A 20,846-nucleotide genomic window follows, 5' to 3' on the forward strand; every position below is an offset into this window, starting at 1 on the left:
GGCCAGGAACTTCTTGAGTTTTCTCTATCTCGTCAGTGCTCTCTTTTGGCTCAAATGAAAGATCAACACAACCTAGTGCTGGATAACCTCTTTGCTGCCCTGCGCCAAGAGCAAAATGCCCCCACCTATCGCCTCAGCAAACGCCTCAGCACCTTTGCCAGCGTCTGTGACATACTCCCATCACTGACCCTACAGGTACAGCGTGGGCTTCGCGCTTCATCGGGGAGCTACTGCAAGAACCCTCCACGCGCAGACACGGGATTTCCCACCGCGTAGCTGTACCAGATTCCGGCAACGCCGTTTTGTACAGCCATGTTGATTATGGCACAGGATATATACGCCTTTCATCCCGACCCTCCTGCTGTTGCAGAGAGTGCGGGGCTTCCCGGCGGTTTAGCTAAAGGAGCTGCAGCCACTACCCTGGTTTTGCCTGGATCCCTGGCCGGACTGGCCTCAGTGGGGGTCGACATCGGCCCCTTGGTGGCCAGCCTGGGCTTTATTGGGCTGGGGATTTCCTTGGCTGCTCAGGATCTGAAAAGATGTGATCAATGGGCTGTTGATTTTAATTGAAGATCAATTTGCCGAAGGGGATGTGATCGTGGTGGACGGGCGGGGCGGCCTTGTGGAACACATGGATCTGCGGCTAACCCAGTTGCGCAACACCGAAGGCAGCTTGATCTCTATCCCCAACAGTGCCATCCGGGTGGTGGAGAACCTCTCCAACGGCTGGTCACGGGTGGATCTGGGGATTGTGATCGCCTATGAAAACGATCTGGAACAGGCAATACGCATCACCGAGCAGGTGGCTCTGCAGATGTACCGGGAGCCAGCTTGGCGGGAAAAAATCCTCGAGCCCCCCGAAATGCACGGTGTCGATGATCTGGGGGAGCGGGGGATCACGCTGCGCATTTGGATCAAGGTGCAGCCTCTGCAGCAGTGGAGGGTGGCGCGGGAATACCGCCGTCGCCTCAAACACGCCTTCGACCAAGCAGGGATCCAGATTCCTTTCCCGCAGCAGACCCTCTGGTTCCACAGCCCCTTGGAGATGCGCATCCAGGGTCTCAGCCCAGAGGAGACCCACCGCTTGCTGCACCTGATGGAATCGCGGCTCGAGGCTCGCCTGCGGGAAAGGGATCCCGTTGCAAACGACTTGACAAATTGACAAAATAGGCGGCTGCCGAAAGCTTCTACCCTTAGCCGCTCAGCCGGCTAGCAGTTTCAACAGGGCGGTCGCGCCAGCAGGCCGCAAGTCTAGTGACTACTCATCGCCGATGATTTCCGGCTCAGTCAGTTCATCCGACATTTCGATGACAGCGCGGCGGATTGGCTTCATCCAGCCATCTTCTATATCATCCGGATCCTCGTAGCGGCGGCGCTTGGCGCGGTTGGCCACCTGTACCGTGATGCGATAGCGATTTTTGGAAGCGTTGATCAGAGCCTCTACCCGACGCATCAGCTCGTCATTGTCAATAGCCAGTTGATTCTTGCGGGAAGCCATAATCGCAGTCTTAAATCTTGATATCTTGTTGCCACCAGGATCCCAACGAGACTCCGTCCCGCTACCGCGATCCTAGCAGAGAACCTTCCAGTTCTTGCATTCCTGTAGCGTTGCATGGCAATAGGGTGGGACTTTTGCCAAGAACTCATTTGTCAAGATTTGTCAAGAACTCATTTGTAGAGCAGCTTGCTCTGCTCTTGTACAACTCACAGGGGCTGCTAATCCAGCAAAAACTGTACCCACTTCGGCGGGGGTGGCAGCGGGCAACGAAAGTGCTCCATCACCAGGGCGGCCACCAAATGCACCGTGAATACGTAGATGAGGGAATTGAAGGCAATAAATCCCACCACCACCACCTGAACCATCCAGGGTTCTGCCACCCAGTAGACGCCCCATCGGCTGAGGGACACATCCAGGAGCCAGTTGGTTAGGCCGGTAAGTTGAATGGTTACGTAGATCCAGAGGTTTTCCCCCACCAGTAGGGAGGAAAGCACCAACTGAAAGATCAAGCCCAGGGCGCTGAGCACAGCCCCGCTCACCACCGAGACGTACCAGGAAAGACGCTGCTGCCACAGGCGGGCACACCAATAGCCCAGCAGACCATAGGGAATGACATAGAGAATGCTGCGCGTGGGCCCTATCAGCACCGTCAGCAACAGGCCGGAGACCACCAGGGCCATTGCCCCTGTGCGGGGATCCCAGCGCATCACCGCCAGCGCCACCGGAATGGGGAAAAACAGGCGCATGAAAGGAGCTAGCGGCGTGTAGCTCAGGATCCAGATCAAGGCTGCCGTACTGGCCAAAAAAGCTGTCTCCACCACCCTCAAGGCCGGAGAACGGGGAGGTGGGGGGGGTAAGGGAGGAAAGTCATCCTGCACAGAAGGCTGAGGCGGCGGGGGCACATCCAGAAAAGCACAACTTTTCCCAGCTTAGCTTGTCGGGGTGTGGGGGTAGCTAAGCCCCGCACTGTACTCGTAGAGTCAGTGTCGGGATACAGATACCCCCACATGGTGTATGATGGGAGTACTTGCACAAAACGGCTTTTGCCGGAATCTGGTGCAACTACGCGGTAGGGCATTCCGTGTCTGCTCGTGGAGGGTTCTTGCGTAGGCTCCCCGATGAAGCGAGAAGCCCACCCTGTACCCGTAGGGTCAGCGATGGGAGTATGTCACGCCACCGGTTGCCGGGTTGGGCGAATTGTTGCCCAGAGGTGTGGATCTGGACTGCAAATCGGCTACAGGATAGGCCCTGTTGTCGATTGGGGCTGCCTCAGCGGATCCCTTTTGGATTTCAGGACATTCGGCAACATTTCCCAAGGCCAACCGTGAACCGACCCCCATCGGCCAGTCTCTCCTGACCCTACCCATCAACTTGTCTTGAAACGACTTAGGGCGTTCTGATAAAGTCGAGGCGGGATTTGCCCTGAGAGAGCGGGATCCCTTCTGGACAAGTCTAGGGTCAATGCTATGGCAGTGCGGGTGGGCATCAACGGTTTTGGCCGCATTGGACGGCTGGTGCTGCGGGCTGCTTGGGGCTGGGAAGAGCTGGAATTCGCCCACATCAACGAGATCAAAGGGGGAGCGGCGACGGCGGCCCACCTGTTGAAGTTTGACTCGGTGCAGGGCCGCTGGGCTATCGACATTGAGGGATCCGATAACCGGCTGCGCATTCAGGACAAAACCCTCACCTTTAGCGAACACAAGTCTCCTGGTGAAGTGCCCTGGGCAGAGTTGGGGATCGAGCTAGTGCTGGAATGCTCGGGCAAATTTGTCAAGGCAGCGGAGCTGGATGCCTACTTCAAAGCGGGGGTGCGCAAGGTGATTGTGGCTGCCCCTGTCAAGGACGAAGAGGCCCTCAACATTGTTATGGGCGTCAACGATCACCTGTACGACCCGGCCCAGCACCATTTGCTCACGGCGGCTTCCTGCACCACCAACTGCCTGGCTCCTTTGGTGAAGGTCATCCACGAGGGAATCGGCATTGTTCACGGGGTGATCACCACCATCCATGACGTCACCAATACCCAAACCATGGTGGATGCCCCCCACAAAGACCTGCGGCGGGCCCGCTCCGCTCTGCTGTCTTTGGTGCCCACCACCACCGGCTCGGCCACGGCCATTGGGCTGATTTACCCCGAACTCAACGGCAAATTAAACGGCATTGCCGTGCGCGTGCCCCTCTTGAATGCTTCCCTAACCGATGCCGTGTTTGAGGTCAGGCGGCCCACCACTGTGGAGGAGGTTAATCACCTTTTAAAAACGGCAGCCGAGGGCCCACTCAAAGGCATCCTTGGCTATGAGGAGCTGCCCTTGGTCTCGGTGGATTTCAAAGGAGATCCCCGTTCCAGCATTGTGGATGCGCCCTCGACGATGGTGGTGGATGGTACCCAGGTGAAGATCCTGGCCTGGTACGACAACGAATGGGGCTACGCCAACCGCATGGCGGAACTGGCCCGCAAAGTGGCCCGCAGTCTATAGAAACATCTCCCTTGGAGACCTGCCCATGACTTCTGTTTCGACGGCTCAAGCCTCTGCGGTTCGCAACTACGCCCTGGTTACAGCGGCCTATTGGGGGTTCACCATCACCGATGGCGCCATCCGCATGTTGGTGCTGCTGCACTTCCACAAGTTGGGCTTTACCCCGATTCAAATTGCCATGCTGTTTCTCTTCTACGAGATCTTCGGGGTTATTACCAACTTCCTGGGCGGGTGGATTGGATCCCTGTTTGGCCTGCGGCTGACCCTGTATGGGGGCATTGCCATCCAGATCTTCGGTTTGGTGATGCTGGGCGTGTTGAACATGCAGTGGCCGGTCTGGGGCCAGGTGGCCTACGTGATGACGGCCCAAGCTCTGGCCGGGATTGCCAAAGACCTCACCAAGATGAGCTCCAAAAGCGCCATCCGCCTGGTGGTGCCCAAAGAAGCGGAATCCCGCCTGTTTCGTTGGGTGGCTATGCTCACGGGATCCAAAAACGCCCTCAAGGGGGTGGGGTTCTTTGTGGGAGCGGCCCTGCTGCAGATCTTCACCGAAATCTACGGGGATCCCATGGGCTTCCGCATGGCCAACTTTGTCCAGGCGGGGGCGTTGGCTTTGATCTTCTGTTCGGGGGCGCTGCTGCCTGCAGACATGGGCAAAATCAAGGCCAAGATCCCCTTCAAGCGGCTGTTTTCCAAGAGCAGAGAGATCAACATCCTCTCGGCAGCTCGCTTTTTCCTGTTTGGGTCGCGGGATGTGTGGTTTGTGGTGGCCCTGCCGGTGTTTCTCTACGACGAGCTGGGCTGGACTTTTATGCAGGTGGGCAGTTACATGGCCATCTGGGTGATTGGCTATGGGTTCATTCAGTTTGTAGCGCCGCAACTGCTGGGTGGGGGTCGCCCTGGCCGTGCTCCCAAGGCCCGCACCATCCAGATTTGGACCTTCGTGCTGACGGCGGTGCCGGCGATCATTGCCACAGCCTTCATGGCCGGGCTGGCACCGGAGCTGGTGATCACCGGCGGCTTGATCCTGTTCGGGATCGTCTTTGCCTTCAATTCGGCAGTGCATTCCTACCTGGTGCTGGCCTACACGGAAGACGACGACGTAGCCCTCAATGTGGGCTTTTATTACATGGCTAATTCCGGCGGGCGGCTGTTGGGGACGGTAACTTCTGGGATCCTCTTCCAGTTCTACGGATTGGAGGGCTGTCTTTGGTTTTCCACCCTCTTGATCTTGGCGGCGGGGCTGTTCTCGTTGAAATTGCCGGATCCCAGCAAAACCCCGGTGGAGTGGGTGGTTAAGCCAGGGGATTGAGGATGGAGGGCTACCAGCGGAGATCGATGCATCCATTCAACCCATCCACAAATGGGTGGAGGGGAAAGAACTCTGCTCAGCACAAACGAGAGGCCCAACGATGAGATAGTAGAGGAGCAAGCAGCTTTTCCGGCAGCCTATGAGCCTGCGCATTGTTCCCACGACGCCCTTCCCTGGCCAGAGACCCGGCACCTCTGGCCTGCGCAAGCCGGTGTCCGTGTTTCAGCAGCCCCACTACCTGGAAAACTTCGTCCAATCCATTTTTGATGTCCTAGAGGGATCCGCTGGCCAAACCCTGGTGGTGGGGGGGGATGGCCGCTACCACAACCGCGAGGCCATTCAGATCCTGCTCAAGATGGCAGCGGCCAATGGTATTGGGCGAGTCCTGGTGGGCCAAGGAGGGATCCTCTCCACGCCGGCGGTTTCCTGTCTCATCCGCAAGTACGGCGCCTACGGGGGGATCATCTTCTCTGCCAGTCACAACCCCGGCGGCCCCCAGGGGGATTTTGGCATTAAGTACAACATCGGCAACGGCGGCCCTGCCCCGGAGAAGGTGACTGAGGCCATTTACGCCCGCACCCAGCGGATCCAGGAGTACCGCATCTGGGAAGCTCCCGATGTCGATCTGGATCGCTTGGGCGAGCAACGGCTGGGGTCCCTCACGGTGTCCGTCATCGACCCGGTGGTCGATTACTTGAGCCTGATGCAGCGCCTGTTTGATTTCGAGGCCATCCGCGACTACCTGGCTTCCGGGATCCGCATTGCCTTCGACGCCATGCACGCCGTCACCGGCCCCTATGCCCACGCCATTTTCCAGGGATCCCTGGGAGCACCAGAGGGCAGTGTGCTCAACGGGCAGCCCCTGCCGGATTTTGGCGGCGGACACCCGGATCCCAACCTGGTGCATGCCCGCCCATTGGTGGAACTGTTGTTTCGGGAAGATGGGCCGGACTTTGGGGCCGCTTCCGATGGGGATGGGGATCGCAATCTGATCCTGGGCCGCCAATTTTACGTGACCCCCAGCGACAGCTTGGCAGTCTTGGCCGCCAATGCCCACCTGGTACCCGGCTACCGAGAAAGTCTGGCGGGAATTGCCCGCTCCATGCCCACCAGCCAGGCAGCGGATCGGGTGGCGGCCAAGCTGGGGATCCCTTGCTACGAGACCCCCACCGGCTGGAAATTCTTCGGCAACCTGCTGGATGCCGGCAAGGTCACCCTCTGCGGGGAAGAGAGCTTCGGCACCGGATCTCACCACATCCGGGAAAAAGACGGGCTCTGGGCCGTCCTGTTTTGGCTGAACATTTTGGCCGTTCGACGGCAGCCGGTGCGGCAGATCGTGGAAGAGCACTGGCGCACCTATGGGCGCAACGTCTACTCCCGTCACGACTACGAGGGACTGCCGGTGGAGGTGGCCGAGGCGCTGATGGCAGACTTGCGACGCTCCCTGCCCGGGTGGGTGGGCCAGCGCTTGGGATCCCACACAGTGGCTTATGCCGATGACTTCAGCTACACCGATCCCGTAGACGGCAGCACCACCAGCCACCAAGGGATCCGCATCGGCTTTGAAAATGGCTCCCGCATCATCTACCGGCTTTCTGGAACCGGCACCCACGGAGCCACCCTGCGGGTGTACCTGGAGCGATTGGAGCTGGATCCCGCCCGGCATGGCCTGGATCCCCAAGTGGCCTTGGCCGAACAGATTCAACTGGCCGATCACCTTGCCCAGATTCGCGCCCGCACCGGTCGGCAGCAGCCAGACGTCATCACCTAGCCCGTCGCAACAGTGGACAGGGAGCCTTCCCAGGGAAGCGGGGATCAGGGCCTGAGGCCATCCCAGCCGGTCGCTTCGGCGTCGCGGAGCAGAAAGGTGCCGATAGGGGAGGTGATGGGAGAGGTCAGTTGAAAATCTCCCCGCTCTTGGGTGAGGCCCACCGGGCGACTGGGGAAAGCCACCAGGATCCCTTCCAAGCGCAGTGACTCGGCTACCGGATCGTAGGCCAGGCGCAGCTCAAAATCCCGCAGGTCGCGGCGGACTTCCACGCGGCGGATCCCTGCTTCCGTCAGGCCCAAGCGCAGCCGCCAGTGATTTTGCCATCGCGTGCCGAGGGTGGCATCCAGCTCCAGGCCATAGGTAGAGATCTGGCCCAACCGGGGATCGTAAACCGCCTGCAGCGCATAGCTGATCCCTGGTTCATACACCTCCAGGCCGGAGCGTTGATCCCGGTTAAACGTGGTGCTGCTGCGCCCCCGATATTCCAGACGGATCGGTTGCAACTGCCCTTCGTTGAGGTCGTAGGCCGTCTGCAACTGAATGTTGAACAGATCAGGGGCGGTGCTCCAGGTGAAGTTGGCGTTGAGGGTATCCCACTTCTGGGTGATGAAGTCGTAGCCAAGGCTGGTGTCCAGGCGCACCAGGTTTTTCACCTCTGCCTGCAGCTCCTGCAAGTTGCGGGAGGCAATCGCTGCCAAATCCTCCGGGGTATCGTCGGGGAAGGTCAGGGCTATCGGCAGCTCGCCGGGCAGGTCATCTTCAAAGGCAATGTAGCCTGGGGGCACATCGGGTAGGGGATCGCGGGGCGTAAAGAAGCTGATGTTGGCATTGATGCGATCCACATCTTTAGGGCTGGTGGAGAGGGTTTGGAAGGGCACAGAATTGTTGCCGTAGAAGGTGCGGCTGTAGCGCAGGTCGATGGTATTCCAGTCGGCAGGTCTGAGACTGAGGCGAGGGTTGAGGCTGACGGTAGACTCCTGGTCAGGAGTGGAGTAGAGGACTTGGGTGTAATCGATAGAACCCGGCATGAAGGTGATCCAGGGAGCCGGTTGAATATCGTTGAACTGGAGGCTGGAGCGCAGCTCGTAGCGATTGAAAAAGTGGAGACCTGCCCCCACCTCTTGATCCGGCTGTTGCTCTTGAGTCAGGGTGAGGGCGCTGCTGAGGGCAATATCGGGCGTGATGCGAATGAGGTCGGGGTTAAAGGCCAGCTCGAAGTTGCGACGCGGCTCGTTGTCGCCATTGGAACTGCTGTAGGCACGGTAGGCCAGGCGATAGGTACCTCCCCAACCGGGTGGGGTCAGTTGAGTGCCCAGCGTCAACCGCGCATCGGCAAAGTCGGGGCCATCTTTGACGCTCACCCGCTGGTTGTAGTCCAAGCGCAGATCCGATTGCAGCCAATGCACGCCCCCGTAGCGCTGAGTGTGGCTGAGGGTGAGGGGGAAGCTGTAGATGCCCCGCTCCTGGGATCCGGTGCGGCTGATGTTGAGGGTGGTGGTGGAGAGATCCCCCTGAAAGGTGGCGTTGAGACGCAGATCGGCGTTGTCGTTGCGTCCGCCGGCAGGACGGTAGGTGTTGTCCAGGTTGAGGTTGAGCTGTCCCCGCAGTTGGCCTTCCTGCCCAAAGAGGTTGGCAGCGTAGAAGTCGAAGTTGTGGTCGATGCGGAAACGGCTGGAGAAGCGCTGTTGGTCGGCTTCGGTAACCAAGTAAAACTGGGCTCGCCCGTAGTTGACGCTGTCCGGGATGGGCAGGATGTAGTCGTGCAGGAAGCCGATGCCCAAGCCTTTTTTCTGCATGGCATCCAGCCGCAGGCCGCCGAAGTTGTATTCGTCGAAGCGGTAGGCCCAACTGGATTTGACAAACACCCCCTCTGTCTCGCTGCGCCCCGGCAGCACCCACTGGTGATCCCGCAGGCTGTAGATGAACAGGGGGAAATAGGCGATCTGAAGGCCCGCCCGCAGATCCCCTGCTTCTGTCAGCTCGCCGCCGGCAAACACGCGGGCGTCGTAGACGATCACCCGGTCATCGGGAAACACCTCCACCCGATCCCCTTGCACGTAGTGGGTGATGGGCGGCTCTGGCGAGGTGGTGACGGTGGCTTTCTCGAAAAAGATCTGATCCCCCAAAATGGCGGTGGTCTCTTGGCTGCGCACAAAAACCTTGGTGCCCGGCTCCTCCCCCGGCAGAATGACCAGCGAGCTCTCAAACTGGGCGGTGCGACCGGGGATATCCAGATCCAAATTTCGCCCTTCGATTTGCCGGATCCCCCGCCCTTGGGGGCCAGGGGGCTGCTCCATGCGAAAAGGGCCCTCGCTGCGCAGGCGTCGCTCCCGCCGATAAAACAGCAGCCGGTCGCCGGTGATGCGGGTGCCGTCAGCCAGTTGGATCAAGGCGTTCCCCTCGGCAATGCCCAGGTCTTGTTCGGCGATGTAGCTGAGTACATCCCCACTCACGTTGATTTGATCCGGGTCAAGGGGAATTTGCCGCTGCGCGGTGGCCGAGAGCTGCTGGCGGATTTGGGATCCCTGGCTAACGTTCCCTGTCGCCGAGACGGCATCTGCCCCGGTGCCCAGATCCCGCAAAAGGGGGAACTGCTCCAGCAGTTGAGGAGCCAGGGGTGAGCCCGCAGTGGGGACAAAGGCTTCCCTGCCCCTTTGAGTGGCCATGGGGGATCCCGTCAGCCCCGACGCAGGGGCGGCATCTGCCAACACAACACCGCCCAAATCCAAGCTCCCACCGGCTTGGGAGATCAGGGGAGGAATGGTCTTGGGGGAAGCTGGGATCCGATTTAACCTTGCTTCTGAACCGGCTCCACCTTGCAGTTGGGCCGTAGCCCGGTTTTCGCCATTGGATTCCGATCGCGTTAGCGGGACGGAGTCCTTGGTGGGGCGCAGCCAGGGTTGCTCTTCCACCTGCAGGGCTTCAGCCTGAGAAGTCATGGGCTGGGAAAGCCGAAGGGAGTCCAGGGTGGGAACTGCTGCAGTGGGCGTCGCCGGTGAAGCGGGCTGGGGAGCCGGTGTTGCCTGGGCCTGCTGCGCCTGTCGCCGAGCATGGGCTGCTGCCCCTTCGGCCAACAGCCGTTGTAGCCGCTGTCGGTTCAGTTCTTCTGGCGTGAGGGGCTTTTCAGGAGAGTTGGCAGAGGGAGGAGAGACCGGGGCCGTAGGGGGTGGGGTTGCCGCAGTCAAGGCTGTAGCAGGCAGAGAAGATTGCGCCTCGGCCAAGGTGATGGGCTCCTCATCGGCGGCAGCCATCGGTTCTGGACTGGAAGCCCGGCGGGCCGGTTGCAGGCGCTGAGCGGGTGTTTGCGCTGCCCGAAAGCGCTGGTAGCCCTCCAGAGAGAACTCCGTCCCGCCAACGCCAGCGGTGGGCAGGGGGTCCAACTGGGCGAAGACGGCCTCCCCCGTCCCCAACCACAGGGAGCCGCCCCAGCAAAGAGCCAACCACTTTGCCCAAGGGCTGAAGTCATGGGGGAAGTTGCAGGATTTCACCGTAAAAACCGCCACAGTAAAGAAAGGCCTACCCCACCGAAAATCATATTCGGCAACCAGGCAGCCAGCCAGGGATCGATGTGCTCAACTCGACCCATCGCTCGTCCCAGGCTCATCAGTACATAGTAAATAAACACCAGAACAATCGCTAGCGCCACGCCGCCGTAGCGCCCCGTTTGCCGCACCGTTTGCAGGCCCAAGGGGGCAGCCACCAAGATGGCGAAAAAGCTGGCCAAAGGAATGGCGAACTTGAGGTGGTATTCCGTCAGGCAGCGAGCCACATCGGCAGAAGGACGTTGCTCCGCTCGATATCGCTGGCACTGCTCCCACAGCTCCCCCGCCCGTTGCTCTTGGGGCACCTTTTCCGCGTACACCAGGCCCACCAGTTTGTTGACGATGTTGAGCTGCATTTCTTCCACCTGGCCTTCATAGTAGGTGCGCCCCTGCTCGTCATAACGGCGGATCACCACATCTCGCAGTTGCCACGATTGGCCCACCTGCTGCGCGGTTTGAGCGGAGATCACCTGCGGATAGCGCAGGTGGCCGGTCTCAGCTTTGCGATCCAGGATCAACAAATCCTGCATCAAGCCGGTCTTCGGGTCAATCGATCCGACATGAAACCAGAGATCATCATCCACCCGCACGATCTCTTCTGGATTAAACAAAAGAGCATCTTGAGCCAAGATGAGGTTCTTGTTCAGGATTTTCACCTTTTGGTTGGTTTCCGGCACAATCACTTCATTGGTCAACAGCGCCAAGCCGCTGATCAGCAGGCCAATACAGAGCACGGGGATAAACACTTTGCGATAGGGGATCCCAGCAGCACGCAGGGCGGTGATCTCGCTGTCGGCTCCCATTTTGCCCAGGGTGAGCAAGGTGGCAAAGAGGCCGGCAATGGGAAAGGTGACCACCAAAATGGCGGGCAAATTGAGGAGGAGAATGTGCAAAATGGTCAGGGGAGGGGCGCCCTTTTTCACCAGCAGATCGGTGTAGATAAACAGCTGGTTGCCCAGCATCATCACCGTGCCCCCGGCCACCCCCAGAAAGAAGGGGCGGATCATCTCTTTGAAGAGATAAAACTCCAAAAAGGCAGCTCCCAATCTCAGGGATCCCCAAAAGCTGCCCGCTTGAGCAGGGGTTCTGCGCAGTTTGCCCTCGGCGAGTGGGGCAGTCATTACATCACCTCGGATCACACTCTCAGCCAAACCTAGACGATAAAAAACCCCAGATGGAGCCCGTCAGAGGGCGTCGGTGATGCGAAACTGAAACATGCCCTGCTGTTGCCCGTCCCCTTCGACGGTGTATTCATCTTGTTTTATGTTCAGGGTAACCAGCTTGCCACTGAGGCGATTGGCGCCCCGGCACATCTGATCCAGCGCGTTGCGGCCCGGCAGAGCTTGGGTGCTCTCCCCGGGAAGGCGGCCGACCTCTCCCCGATCGCAGAGCACCACAGGAGCCTGTTCGGCGCTGATTTTGAAAATTTGTTCTCGGTCAAAGTAATCGGCGCGATCCCCTTCGATGGCGCGGTTGGCCTGCACAATAACCACATTGCCGAAGAAGCGGGCATCGCCGCTAGCTTGGTCGATCTCCACCCGGTCGGCGTAGATCACCGTCGGCTGATCCACATCCGCCTGGGTCTCCGGGTTTTGTAGCCGCCGCGCCAGCCACTCCCCCTCGATCTGCTCGATCACCACCTCTCCCCGCAGCTCCACTTTCTCAGGGGTGATGGTGGCCTGGTTGGCCTTGGCCCTACGTCCCCGCTGGATAAACTCGACGGCATCGCTAAACTCGGAAGTACCGGTGCGGGAGTTGTAAACCAGGCGGGCAGCCCGCACCTCGGTTTCGGCTTGGCGCAGCTCCTCTGTCAGGGATCCCTCGCTGGGCGCCGGAGTGGAGGTAGCCATCTGCCGGTAGAGGACGTTGTCTTCAAAGAGGAAGATCTTGTCGCGGTGGTTGCCCTCCAGGCGGGCGGAGGTGAGCACTCGTCCGGGTTCTTCCAGGGTAACTCCTCCCGTCAACAGACTTTGGGATTCGCGGCGGCGGTAGGTGCCCTGGGCCGCCTGGATGATGGTTTCCCCCTGGCGGATCTCCAGGTTGCCTTCCCCTTGGGCAATTTGTGTGTTGCGGTCGTACGTGAGGCGGTCGGCAATGATGGTGACTTCTTGATCCTGTTGGTCTGGGGTCGCCTCCGGGCCGGGAGAGGCCTGGGCCAAGCGCAGATCGGCCAATAAGGGATCCCGGCTGCTGTCGCCGGCCACCTCCTGTAACACCACGCCGCCGGAGAGAATGCTTTGGGCCTGTTGCCGCAGGTAGGTGCCCTGGGGAGCGCGAATCTCGATGCCACGTTCGCGAATGCGCAGGTTCCCTTTCCCCTCGGCCACCTGGTTGGTGCGGTCGTAGGTGATCTGGTCGGCGGTGATGGTGGTGGAGGTGGGTGCCGAGCCGTTTGGGGGCAACACTATCAGCTTGCCTTGCTGAGCGCTGAGAAGGGCAAATTGAAAGTTAAACGAGCCAGAGCGGCCCTGCAACACCATTTCCCGGCCTTTGAGGGTGAACTCCGCGGGCACCTCGATGCGTTCTTCGGGGGTGACTCTCAGGGCGCTGGTCAAGAGCAAGCTGCCATCGTCGCTCCTCACCTCCACCTCGCCATCCAAATACAGCTCGTCGGCGGTGGCATTGTAGCGGGCTCGCTTGGCCCGCCAAGTCATCTGCTCGCTGCTATCAAAAAAGGGATCCGGCACCCCTTTTTGCCGGTCGGCACCTTCTCCGTAGAAGTAGCCGTGTGCCCCCTGTTCAAATACCTGTTGCCCAGCTGCCAGATCCACCTGCTCGGCAATCAACCGCCAACGCTGATGGCCTCCCCGACGACCCAAGATGTCTACCCTGCGGCTGACCGAGAGGGGCTGATCGGGGGAAGGAGACTCCACCTTCACTTCTTCGATGTCGATCAACAAGGCCCAGCCCACCAAAGCAGCCAAGATGCTGCTCCCCAACAGCGCCACCCCCAGGTTGGAATTGAAGAATCGCCGCATCCTGTTTTCGCTGCCGCCTCACCTCGACCCGAACTGACCACTCCCCTTGGAGCCAACGCTCTGAGCTAGCACTCTAGGCTGTAGCTTATCCCATTTTGCCGGCTGCACCGGGGGGATCCCGCGCACACCTAGCCTTAAGCCGACTTTTCAGCCTTCAGCCATAGCGGCTGAGGATGAACCCTAGCCCCAGAAACAGCCCCAGCCAAAAATGGAGACTGACGGCGATGAACTTGGAGTGGCTAATCCGCTGCGGCTGATCGTGATAGGTACCCAGCAGGCGGGAAAGCCGCACTGCAAACGGGATCCCCGCCAAACTCAGCAGTGTCCAAGCCGGAAAGATCCCCAGCCCCACAAACAGCAGCATCAAGGCAAAAAGGCTGCTGCAGAGCCAGGGGATGAGGCGGGCCGAGCGCAAAGTCCCCAGGCGGGCCACCGGCGAGCGCTTGCCGCAGGCTAGGTCATCCTGCACTTGATGGAAATGGGAACAAAACAAGATCAAGCTGGTCGCCATCCCCACCACCAGTGAGGCTGCCAACCCCGGCAGCGACCAGGTCTGGCTTTGGCTGTAGTGGGCGGCCAAAACCGCCAGCGGCCCAAAGCTGAAAAAGCAGAGGATCTCGCCCAGGCCCTGATAGCCCAGGCGCAGGGGCGGCCCCTGGTAGGCATAGCCCAGCCCGCAGGCCAGCAGCACCAACAGCAGCACCGTGGGATCCGATTGCCGCCAGCTCAGCCACAGGATCCCCAGCAGCCCCAGAGCCAAAAAGGCATTCCCCACCCAAAACACCCGCCCCGGCTTGCCTGTCAGGTTAACCAGGGAGTGGAGTTTGTTTTTGTCCACCCCTGTCTGGGCATCGAACACGTCGTTGCTGATGTTGACCCAGGCCAAGATGCAGATGGCGGCTCCCAAAAACACCCCCAAAACCCCCAAGTCCAGCACCCCTGACTGGGCATAGGCAATGGCGGATCCCACCCAGATGGGTATGATCGCCACGCTGTACATGGGGGGCTTAAGGGCAGCCATCCACAATTGCCGGCGGGAGGGGTCACTCCATGCGACCTCTGCTGCTGGCTGCACTTGGCCGACATCTGGATTCATGGGAGTTCTCCTTGGGAAGCAAGCCTGCTCTGGGGCCTGTCTCTGGATCTGTCTACAACCATCTGCTCTGTAGGGTAGAGCGCCTGAGAAAGCATCCCCCAGGATGCTAAGAAACTTTGCAGTCCGTGAAGAAGCTCCTCAGATCTGGCCCCCAGAAGCTCAGGCTGCCGGCCCTTCTCCTAATCTCTTATCCTAAAGTCATCTTCTGCCGGTCTCCATCGACGGGTGTCCTGTTTTCGGCCAAGGTGGGATCGTTCTCTTTGCTCTTTCGCATGACCTCTTCTCTTTCCCCTTGGAATGCCCACGGTACGCTTGAGTGCCTGGAGTGGCCGAGAGCATGGCCGCCGACTCGCACTTCTACCTGGACGGACGAGGCGAGGGATCGGCGCCACTGGGATCCCTTCCTAACCGCCTGCCAACAGATGGCGCGGGCGCGGGGCGTGCCCCAAATCCTCAGCTTGTCGCAGCCCATCCCAGAGCTGGATCCGCTGGCGGTGCTGGCCCAGAGGCTGGGTTCGCTCCCCACAAACCGATTCCCGAGCTACTGTTATCTCTCCCACAAGGCCCACGGGGAAAGGGTGCGGGTGCTGGGGTGGGGATCCCTGCGGCAGGTTGATCTCGCGGGAGAAGGGGGCTTGCGGGCGGCACGGAGCTTTGTAGAAGAGCTGCAGCCCCACGTCCATGCCGCTTGCGTCGGCAGAATGGAGCCCTCTGAGGTGGGGGGATCCCCAGGCAGCCGGCAGGAACGCCCTCTGTGTTTCTGTCACCTCAGTTTCAACCCCAGGAGTGATGGGGGGGCGGCGCTGGTTCTGCCGCGCTGGCAACTGTTGCAGGTACCAGGCTCCTGGAGATCTCTGGCGGTGGCGCGGCTCAATCTGGAAATCGACCCCGAGAGCGACCTAGCGGCTTTGGCCGGGCAGATCACCGCCTTTTTTGCCCAAATGGAGCGCCTTTCTCGATCCCCCTTGCCCTCGTGGGAATTGCAAGCTCCTGTGCCAGTGAACTTGGAGGAAGCCCCCCTCTTGGCGCGCATCCAAAAAGCCCTGCAGGTGATTCAGGCGGGATCCCTGGAGAAAGTGGTGCTGGCCGAAGCCGTGGATCTGCACTTGCCTGTCCCGCCGTCAATCCCGTCCCTGCTGGCCTACCTGGAAAAAGATCATCCCGATTGCAGCATCTTTGCCTTTGCCGCTGGCGTCAGCGGGCCGAAGTCCTTGGAGGCAGATGCTCGGGGGAATTTGCCGGCCAGGCCTCTCCCCCTGGTCCAAGAGGGGGCCTTTCCCCAGGTTTTCTTGGGGGCCACCCCGGAGCGCTTGCTTTCCGTGTGGCAAGGCCGGGTGCAGATCGATGCCTTAGCCGGCTCCGCCGCCCGCGGCGCCACCCCTGTCCAGGATCGCCAGTTGGCCGAGGAGCTGCTCCGCAGCCCCAAAGACCGCCGCGAACACCAGTGGGTGGTGCGCTCGATCCGGGAGGCTCTGAGTCGGTTGGGAATGGATCCCTGCATTTCCCCGCAACCGCGGCTGCTCCGTCTAGCCAACATCCAGCATCTGCAAACCTTGATCGAGGCGGAGCTCCCCGCCGATGTACATCTGTTCGATCTGCTGGCCCAGCTCCACCCGACGGCAGCGGTGGGAGGGTATCCCCAACAGGCGGCGCTGCAGTGGCTAGAGCGGTTGGAACCCTTTGATCGCTCCAGCTATGCCGCTCCCTTGGGCTGGGTAGACTTACAGGGCAATGGCGAGTTTGTGGTGGGGATCCGCTCCGCCCTAATTCGGGGGAATTGGGCCCGCTTGTATGCCGGTGCCGGGATTGTGGCTGACTCCAACCCAGAGCAAGAGCTGGCCGAGATTCGTCTGAAGTTGCGCTCTCTGGTGCAGGCTCTGGCCTTGCGACCTGCAGCTCCTCCGCTCCCCAGCTTCTGAAGAGAGGGGATCAGGAAGATGTTTCTGCCGCCGCTGCGGGAGGTGGATACGAACCCCTCCACGAACAGCTACAGTGAGAAAGCTGGTCTTTGATTAGCCTCGGTGTCCTCTGCGGCATGGCGACCCTGAATCCCACCCATCCCCCTCGTATAGCCGGATCCCGCGCGCAAGTGGGGCTTTGGCCCGGCCTGATCCAGCACTATCGGGAATGGCTCCCCGTCAGCGCCAGCACACCTGTGGTCACGCTACATGAGGGCAACACGCCTCTGGTGCCTTCCCCGGCTTTGAGCCAACGGCTGGGGCGAGACTGTCAAGTTTACCTGAAGTTGGAGGGCCTCAACCCCACCGGTAGTTTCAAGGATCGGGGTATGACGATGGCCGTGTCCAAGGCCAAAGAGGCAGGGGCAGAGGCGATCATCTGCGCCAGCACCGGCAACACCTCGGCGGCGGCTGCTGCCTTTGCGGCCAAAGGAGGTCTGCGGGCCTATGTGCTGATCCCCGATGGCTACGTGGCCAAAGGCAAACTGGCCCAAACCCTGATGTACGGGGCGGAGATCATCGCCGTTCAAGGCAACTTCGACCAAGCGCTGGCTATGGTGCGGCAGCTGGCGGAAACCTACCCGGTGGCCCTGGTGAACTCGGTCAACCGCTTCCGCTTGGAAGGGCAGAAAACCGCCGCCTTCGAGGTGGTGGATGCTTTGGGGGATGCCCCCGATTGGCTCTGTATTCCGGTGGGCAACGCGGGCAACATCACGGCTTATTGGATGGGGTTTTGCCAGTACCGCCAGCAGGGCAAGGCTACCCGTCGCCCTCGTCTCTACGGCTTCGAGGCTGCCGGTGCTGCCCCCATGGTGTTGAACCGGGTGGTGGAACACCCAGAGACGGTGGCCACGGCCATTCGCATCGGCAATCCTGCCAGTTGGGTGAAGGCCAAGGCGGCAGTGCAGGTGAGCGGCGGTCAGGTGGATAGCGTCACCGACGAGGAGATTCTGGCAGCCTATCGTCTCCTGGCATCCGAAGAAGGGATCTTTTGCGAGCCGGCCAGCGCGGCCTCGGTGGCAGGATTGCTGAAATGGCGAGAGCAGGTGCCTGCTGGAGCACAGGTGGTGTGCGTGCTGACGGGCAATGGCCTTAAGGATCCGGACACGGCCAGCCACCAGGGATCCGCTCCTATCCACACCGGCGTTGTCCCTGAGCTGTCCGCTGTTGCTCGTCTGATGGGTTTCTAGCAGAAACCGCCCGCTGGTTAGGGTCAGGCGTTCCCCTTGGGCGGCGCTCCGTCGCCTATCGGGCATCGCCATCTGGCAAGCGGCATTCCTCTCTCGGCCATACGCTACAGCCCCAGCTCAAAGCCCGCATTGTGCGGAAAGGGCTGTGTCGAGAAATTCCCGGATCAGGGGCAGCACCTGTTCCCCATGCAAGGCAGGGATGGCGTGGCCGGCCCCGGCCAGGATCTTGAGCTGAGCCCCAGGGATCCCTTCGGCATAGGTTTGGCAGTGCCAGAGGGGAATGGTGTCGTCCTGTTCGGCGGCGATCACCAGGGTGGGGGCCTGAATGTAGTTGAGATAACGTTCAACCGTATCGACAGCAGCTTGTGGGCGCAGACGTTGTCGGAGAAATTGCCGAGCGACTGGCTGTTGGCGCAGGGATCCCCGCAACCACAAGAGCTGGGCCAGCTTGTCTTCCCAATGCCACCAGCGGGCCAGCGGAGCGATCGCCCGCAACAGCCAATCCACCCAAGCGCTTTCCCAGAGCAAGGGCCGCAAATGGTTGTAGCGTCTCACAAAGCTGTCGTCGCGGATCCCGGCAGGAGCCAACAAAACCAACCCCCGCAGCGGATACCGCACGGCGTAAGCTGCCGCCACCCATCCCCCAAAGGAATGGCCCACCAAAACCGGAGCAGCTAGGCCCAGCCTTTGGACAAATCCGCGCACAAACTCTACTTCTGCAGCGATGTCGTAGTGCAAGGCCGGTTGGCCGGACTGCCCGAACCCCAGTAAATCCAAGGCAATGCAGCGATATTCGTCTCCCAACCCTTGCATCAGCGGCCACCAGTTGGCATGAGTGGCCATAAAGCCATGCAGAAACAGCAGTGGGATCCCTTTTCCCCAGTCTCGATAGGCAGCCCAGCAGGACTCTGCCCCTGCGATGTTCAACCCTTCCAATTTCACCCTGTGCAGCGGGATCTCTTGAACGCGGGCCTGTAACTCCGCCAAGCGCTGGGCCAGGGGGAGTCGTTCCAACAGCGTTTGCCTGGTCATCGGCTTGGGGTCAGTAGACACAGACAGATTCAGCAGATGCAGTTTCTTCCGGAGCAGCATTGGCTACAGCGAATGCACCTATACGGAAATATCTCTCGTATCTCTTTGAACAGGGATCCTGCTCAATCCACCGGAATCTACCTGGGATCCCATCAACTCGGAAAAGGCCGTAACGCATCGCAACTTAGCCGATCAACTGCAAATGGGGCGGGGGAGTTTTCAGCCAGTCTTGGCGGGTCAGCAGCCCTTGGAGGAAGCGGGTGGCTGCCTGCGATTGATAGCGCTCCGGGTTAAAAGCCAGCCAGAGGGTACGCCGTATCTGTAGCCCTTCCACCGCCAGCTTCCGGAACCGCCCCTGTTCCACATCGGATCCCACTGCCACCATGGACAGAAAGGCCACCCCCAACCCCGCCTGGACGGCATTTTTGATCGCTTCAATCGAGCTGAGTTCCAGCCGCACGTTCAATTGGGCCGGGTTAATGCCGTGGCGATTCAGTACCCGATCGATGGTTTGCCGAGTGGAAGACTGGGGATCCAAGGTGATGAAGGGCAAAGCCAGCAGATCCACAAGCGCAGGAGAGTCGATGGCACAGCCGGGGGCACCGACCAACACATATTCATCTTCCGCCAGAGCCATCACCTTCAAGTGCCGCTGCAGCTCAAAGGGGATCTCCCCGCCAACAATGGCCACGTCCAACTGGCCGTCCACCAATTTCTGGGCAATTCGCCGCGTGGATTGCACCAAGAGCTGCACGGAAATTTGTGGGTAGCGGCGGTGATATTGGGCGATCAAAGAAGGCATGACATAGGTGCCCACCGTTTGGCTGGCCCCCAAAACCAGATGCCCCCGCTCCATTTCTTGCAAATCCGCCAGCGCCTCGATGGTTTCACGGCACAGCTTGAGGATGCGCTCGCTGTACTGCAGCAGCACTTTCCCGGCATCCGTCAACTCCACCTTGCGCCCACTGCGGTCGAACAGCACCACTCCCAACTGTCGCTCCAAGTTCTGCACTTGCAAGCTGACGGCAGGCTGGGAGACAAACAGGCTATCGGCAGCACGGCGAAAACTACCCTGCTGGGCAATTGCCCGCACGATGAGGAGCTGATCTAAGGTAAACGGCAACTCATCCGCCATAGGGAACTCCAAACCCCACAGTGGGATCCCTTACGTTTCCCTGAAAAGCTGGGCAGCCCGCGTTTGGAAACCCACACGAGATCATCATAAACAAGCGAGAAATCCCAAGAGAACGGTTCAACCCTTTCCCGGCAGCTCGGCTCTGGGGGGTGACCAGCCAAGAGTGGAGAGGAGAGCTCAGCTAGAAATCGCAGGAGCCCCGCACTGTACCCGTAGGGTCAGTGCCGGGAGGAATGCGCTTTGATGAAGTACAATTGAAGTACAATGAACTTATGAGCCAAGTCCTGACCATATCCTGTAAGCTCAAGGTGTCCCCATCGCAAGCCGCCAAATTGGACGCGACGATGGATACCTTTGTACAGGCATTGAACTGGGTCAACCAAAACATGCCGGAGAAGATCGTCAACGCGGTCAAACTGCAATCCCTTTGCTACTACGAGATTCGCGCCCGGTTTGGCTTGTCCAGTAACTTGGCTCAACAGGTGTGCAGGCGGGTGGCAGGCGCTCGCAAAGTGGCGAGACAGCGCAACCGTCCGGTTAAAGAGTTCAAGCGTAGGTTCGTCGCCTACGACGCACGTATCTTCTCGTTTCGCGAGAAAGACTGGACGGTGTCGCTGGCCACGGTGGAGGGTCGGGAGCGCTTTGGGCTGGCCATTGGTAACTACCAGCGCGGGATGCTGGCTGGTTCCAACCCAAAAGCTGCCACGCTGATCAAGCGCAAAGATGGCTCCTACTACATCCAGATTTGCGTAGAGAAAAAGCCACCCAAGCAGCAAGATGCCGACAAGGTGATCGGGGTGGACTTGGGAAGGATAGATATCGCTCATACCTCAGAGGGGAAGAACTGGAATGGACAG

16 protein-coding genes and 1 pseudogene are annotated in these 20,846 nt (G+C 60.1%); 9 read left to right on the forward strand and 8 right to left on the reverse strand.

The window, feature by feature from the left end:
- The 3 genes from NW828_RS09845 to NW828_RS09855 all read left to right on the forward strand — a co-directional run.
- Positions 1–276 (forward strand): hypothetical protein (locus NW828_RS09845; RefSeq protein WP_414383547.1); only part of this gene is annotated, 276 nt, incomplete at its 5' end.
- Between the two features lie 45 nt (positions 277–321).
- Entirely contained in the window at positions 322–570 is a 249-nt protein-coding gene (locus NW828_RS09850) for a hypothetical protein (RefSeq protein WP_414383568.1), read from the forward strand.
- Entirely contained in the window at positions 542–1,162 is a 621-nt protein-coding gene (locus NW828_RS09855; protein ID WP_414383549.1) for a mechanosensitive ion channel family protein, read from the forward strand. Before NW828_RS09850 ends, NW828_RS09855 begins: the two co-directional genes overlap by 29 nt.
- A gap of 96 nt (positions 1,163–1,258) precedes the next feature.
- Here the strand turns inward: NW828_RS09855 and NW828_RS09860 are convergent, their stop codons facing one another.
- Positions 1,259–1,498, reverse strand: coding sequence for a DNA-directed RNA polymerase subunit omega (locus NW828_RS09860; RefSeq protein ID WP_011433877.1), 240 nt, complete (start codon positions 1,496–1,498; stop codon positions 1,259–1,261).
- A 218-nt stretch (positions 1,499–1,716) separates the two neighbouring features.
- Positions 1,717–2,400 carry a DUF2232 domain-containing protein gene (locus NW828_RS09865; protein ID WP_414383551.1) on the reverse strand — a complete coding sequence of 228 codons (684 nt, stop codon included), beginning with the start codon at positions 2,398–2,400 and terminating at the stop codon, positions 1,717–1,719.
- Between the two features lie 564 nt (positions 2,401–2,964).
- Between NW828_RS09865 and NW828_RS09870 the strand changes: the two genes are divergently transcribed.
- The 3 genes from NW828_RS09870 (at position 2,965) to NW828_RS09880 (ending at position 7,058) form a co-directional block, all read left to right on the forward strand.
- The gene (locus NW828_RS09870; RefSeq protein ID WP_414383552.1) at positions 2,965–3,975 is read left to right on the forward strand and encodes an ArsJ-associated glyceraldehyde-3-phosphate dehydrogenase; all 1,011 of its coding nucleotides are present in this window, start codon (positions 2,965–2,967) and stop codon (positions 3,973–3,975) included.
- 25 nt (positions 3,976–4,000) lie between these two features.
- Complete coding sequence (gene arsJ / locus NW828_RS09875) at positions 4,001–5,287, forward strand: organoarsenical effux MFS transporter ArsJ (protein WP_414355478.1); 1,287 nt, start codon at positions 4,001–4,003, stop codon at positions 5,285–5,287.
- A 139-nt stretch (positions 5,288–5,426) separates the two neighbouring features.
- Positions 5,427–7,058 (forward strand): alpha-D-glucose phosphate-specific phosphoglucomutase, encoded by a 1,632-nt coding sequence (locus NW828_RS09880; RefSeq protein ID WP_414383554.1) that lies wholly within the window; start codon positions 5,427–5,429, stop codon positions 7,056–7,058.
- 44 nt (positions 7,059–7,102) lie between these two features.
- Here the strand turns inward: NW828_RS09880 and NW828_RS09885 are convergent, their stop codons facing one another.
- The 4 genes from NW828_RS09885 to menA form a co-directional block, all read right to left on the reverse strand.
- Positions 7,103–10,498 (reverse strand): hypothetical protein, encoded by a 3,396-nt coding sequence (locus NW828_RS09885; protein ID WP_414383556.1) that lies wholly within the window; start codon positions 10,496–10,498, stop codon positions 7,103–7,105.
- A 44-nt stretch (positions 10,499–10,542) separates the two neighbouring features.
- Complete coding sequence (locus NW828_RS09890) at positions 10,543–11,721, reverse strand: LptF/LptG family permease (protein WP_414383558.1); 1,179 nt, start codon at positions 11,719–11,721, stop codon at positions 10,543–10,545.
- 63 nt (positions 11,722–11,784) lie between these two features.
- Positions 11,785–13,578: an LptA/OstA family protein gene (locus NW828_RS09895; protein ID WP_414383560.1), complete on the reverse strand. Its 1,794-nt coding sequence runs from the start codon at positions 13,576–13,578 to the stop codon at positions 11,785–11,787.
- Positions 13,579–13,732: 154 nt separating this feature from the next.
- On the reverse strand, positions 13,733–14,674 hold the full coding sequence (gene menA / locus NW828_RS09900; RefSeq protein ID WP_414383562.1) for a 2-carboxy-1,4-naphthoquinone phytyltransferase: 942 nt from the start codon (positions 14,672–14,674) through the stop codon (positions 13,733–13,735).
- Positions 14,675–14,946: 272 nt separating this feature from the next.
- Between menA and NW828_RS09905 the strand changes: the two genes are divergently transcribed.
- Both NW828_RS09905 and thrC read left to right on the forward strand, forming a co-directional pair.
- Positions 14,947–16,593, forward strand: a complete 1,647-nt coding sequence (locus NW828_RS09905; RefSeq protein ID WP_414383564.1) for an isochorismate synthase — start codon at positions 14,947–14,949, stop codon at positions 16,591–16,593.
- Between the two features lie 170 nt (positions 16,594–16,763).
- Positions 16,764–17,822: a threonine synthase gene (gene thrC / locus NW828_RS09910; RefSeq protein WP_011433867.1), complete on the forward strand. Its 1,059-nt coding sequence runs from the start codon at positions 16,764–16,766 to the stop codon at positions 17,820–17,822.
- A gap of 117 nt (positions 17,823–17,939) precedes the next feature.
- On the opposite strand, the gene NW828_RS09915 is transcribed toward thrC, so the two are convergent.
- On the reverse strand, positions 17,940–18,875 hold the full coding sequence (locus NW828_RS09915) for an alpha/beta fold hydrolase (protein ID WP_414329690.1): 936 nt from the start codon (positions 18,873–18,875) through the stop codon (positions 17,940–17,942).
- 163 nt (positions 18,876–19,038) lie between these two features.
- On the reverse strand, positions 19,039–19,989 hold the full coding sequence (locus tag NW828_RS09920; RefSeq protein ID WP_414383566.1) for a LysR substrate-binding domain-containing protein: 951 nt from the start codon (positions 19,987–19,989) through the stop codon (positions 19,039–19,041).
- A 272-nt stretch (positions 19,990–20,261) separates the two neighbouring features.
- Here NW828_RS09920 and NW828_RS09925 point away from each other — a divergent pair.
- Positions 20,262–20,846, forward strand: a pseudogene (locus tag NW828_RS09925) (RNA-guided endonuclease TnpB family protein); the annotation flags it as partial.

It is taken from the genome of Synechococcus sp. W55.2, assembly GCF_047461635.1.
Lineage (GTDB): Bacteria > Cyanobacteriota > Cyanobacteriia > Thermostichales > Thermostichaceae > Thermostichus.

What these genes read in the sequence shown, in the direction of transcription:
- NW828_RS09870 (WP_414383552.1), top strand. Translation starts at nt 2,965, where the DNA reads ATGGCAGTGCGGGTGGGCATCAACGGTTTTGGCCGCATTGGACGGCTG.
- NW828_RS09920 (WP_414383566.1), bottom strand. Translation starts at nt 19,989, where the DNA reads ATGGCGGATGAGTTGCCGTTTACCTTAGATCAGCTCCTCATCGTGCGG.
- NW828_RS09890 (WP_414383558.1), bottom strand. Translation starts at nt 11,721, where the DNA reads ATGACTGCCCCACTCGCCGAGGGCAAACTGCGCAGAACCCCTGCTCAA.
- arsJ (WP_414355478.1), top strand. Translation starts at nt 4,001, where the DNA reads ATGACTTCTGTTTCGACGGCTCAAGCCTCTGCGGTTCGCAACTACGCC.
- NW828_RS09895 (WP_414383560.1), bottom strand. Translation starts at nt 13,578, where the DNA reads ATGCGGCGATTCTTCAATTCCAACCTGGGGGTGGCGCTGTTGGGGAGC.
- NW828_RS09880 (WP_414383554.1), top strand. Translation starts at nt 5,427, where the DNA reads ATGAGCCTGCGCATTGTTCCCACGACGCCCTTCCCTGGCCAGAGACCC.
- NW828_RS09860 (WP_011433877.1), bottom strand. Translation starts at nt 1,498, where the DNA reads ATGGCTTCCCGCAAGAATCAACTGGCTATTGACAATGACGAGCTGATG.
- menA (WP_414383562.1), bottom strand. Translation starts at nt 14,674, where the DNA reads ATGAATCCAGATGTCGGCCAAGTGCAGCCAGCAGCAGAGGTCGCATGG.
- NW828_RS09905 (WP_414383564.1), top strand. Translation starts at nt 14,947, where the DNA reads ATGACCTCTTCTCTTTCCCCTTGGAATGCCCACGGTACGCTTGAGTGC.
- NW828_RS09850 (WP_414383568.1), top strand. Translation starts at nt 322, where the DNA reads ATGGCACAGGATATATACGCCTTTCATCCCGACCCTCCTGCTGTTGCA.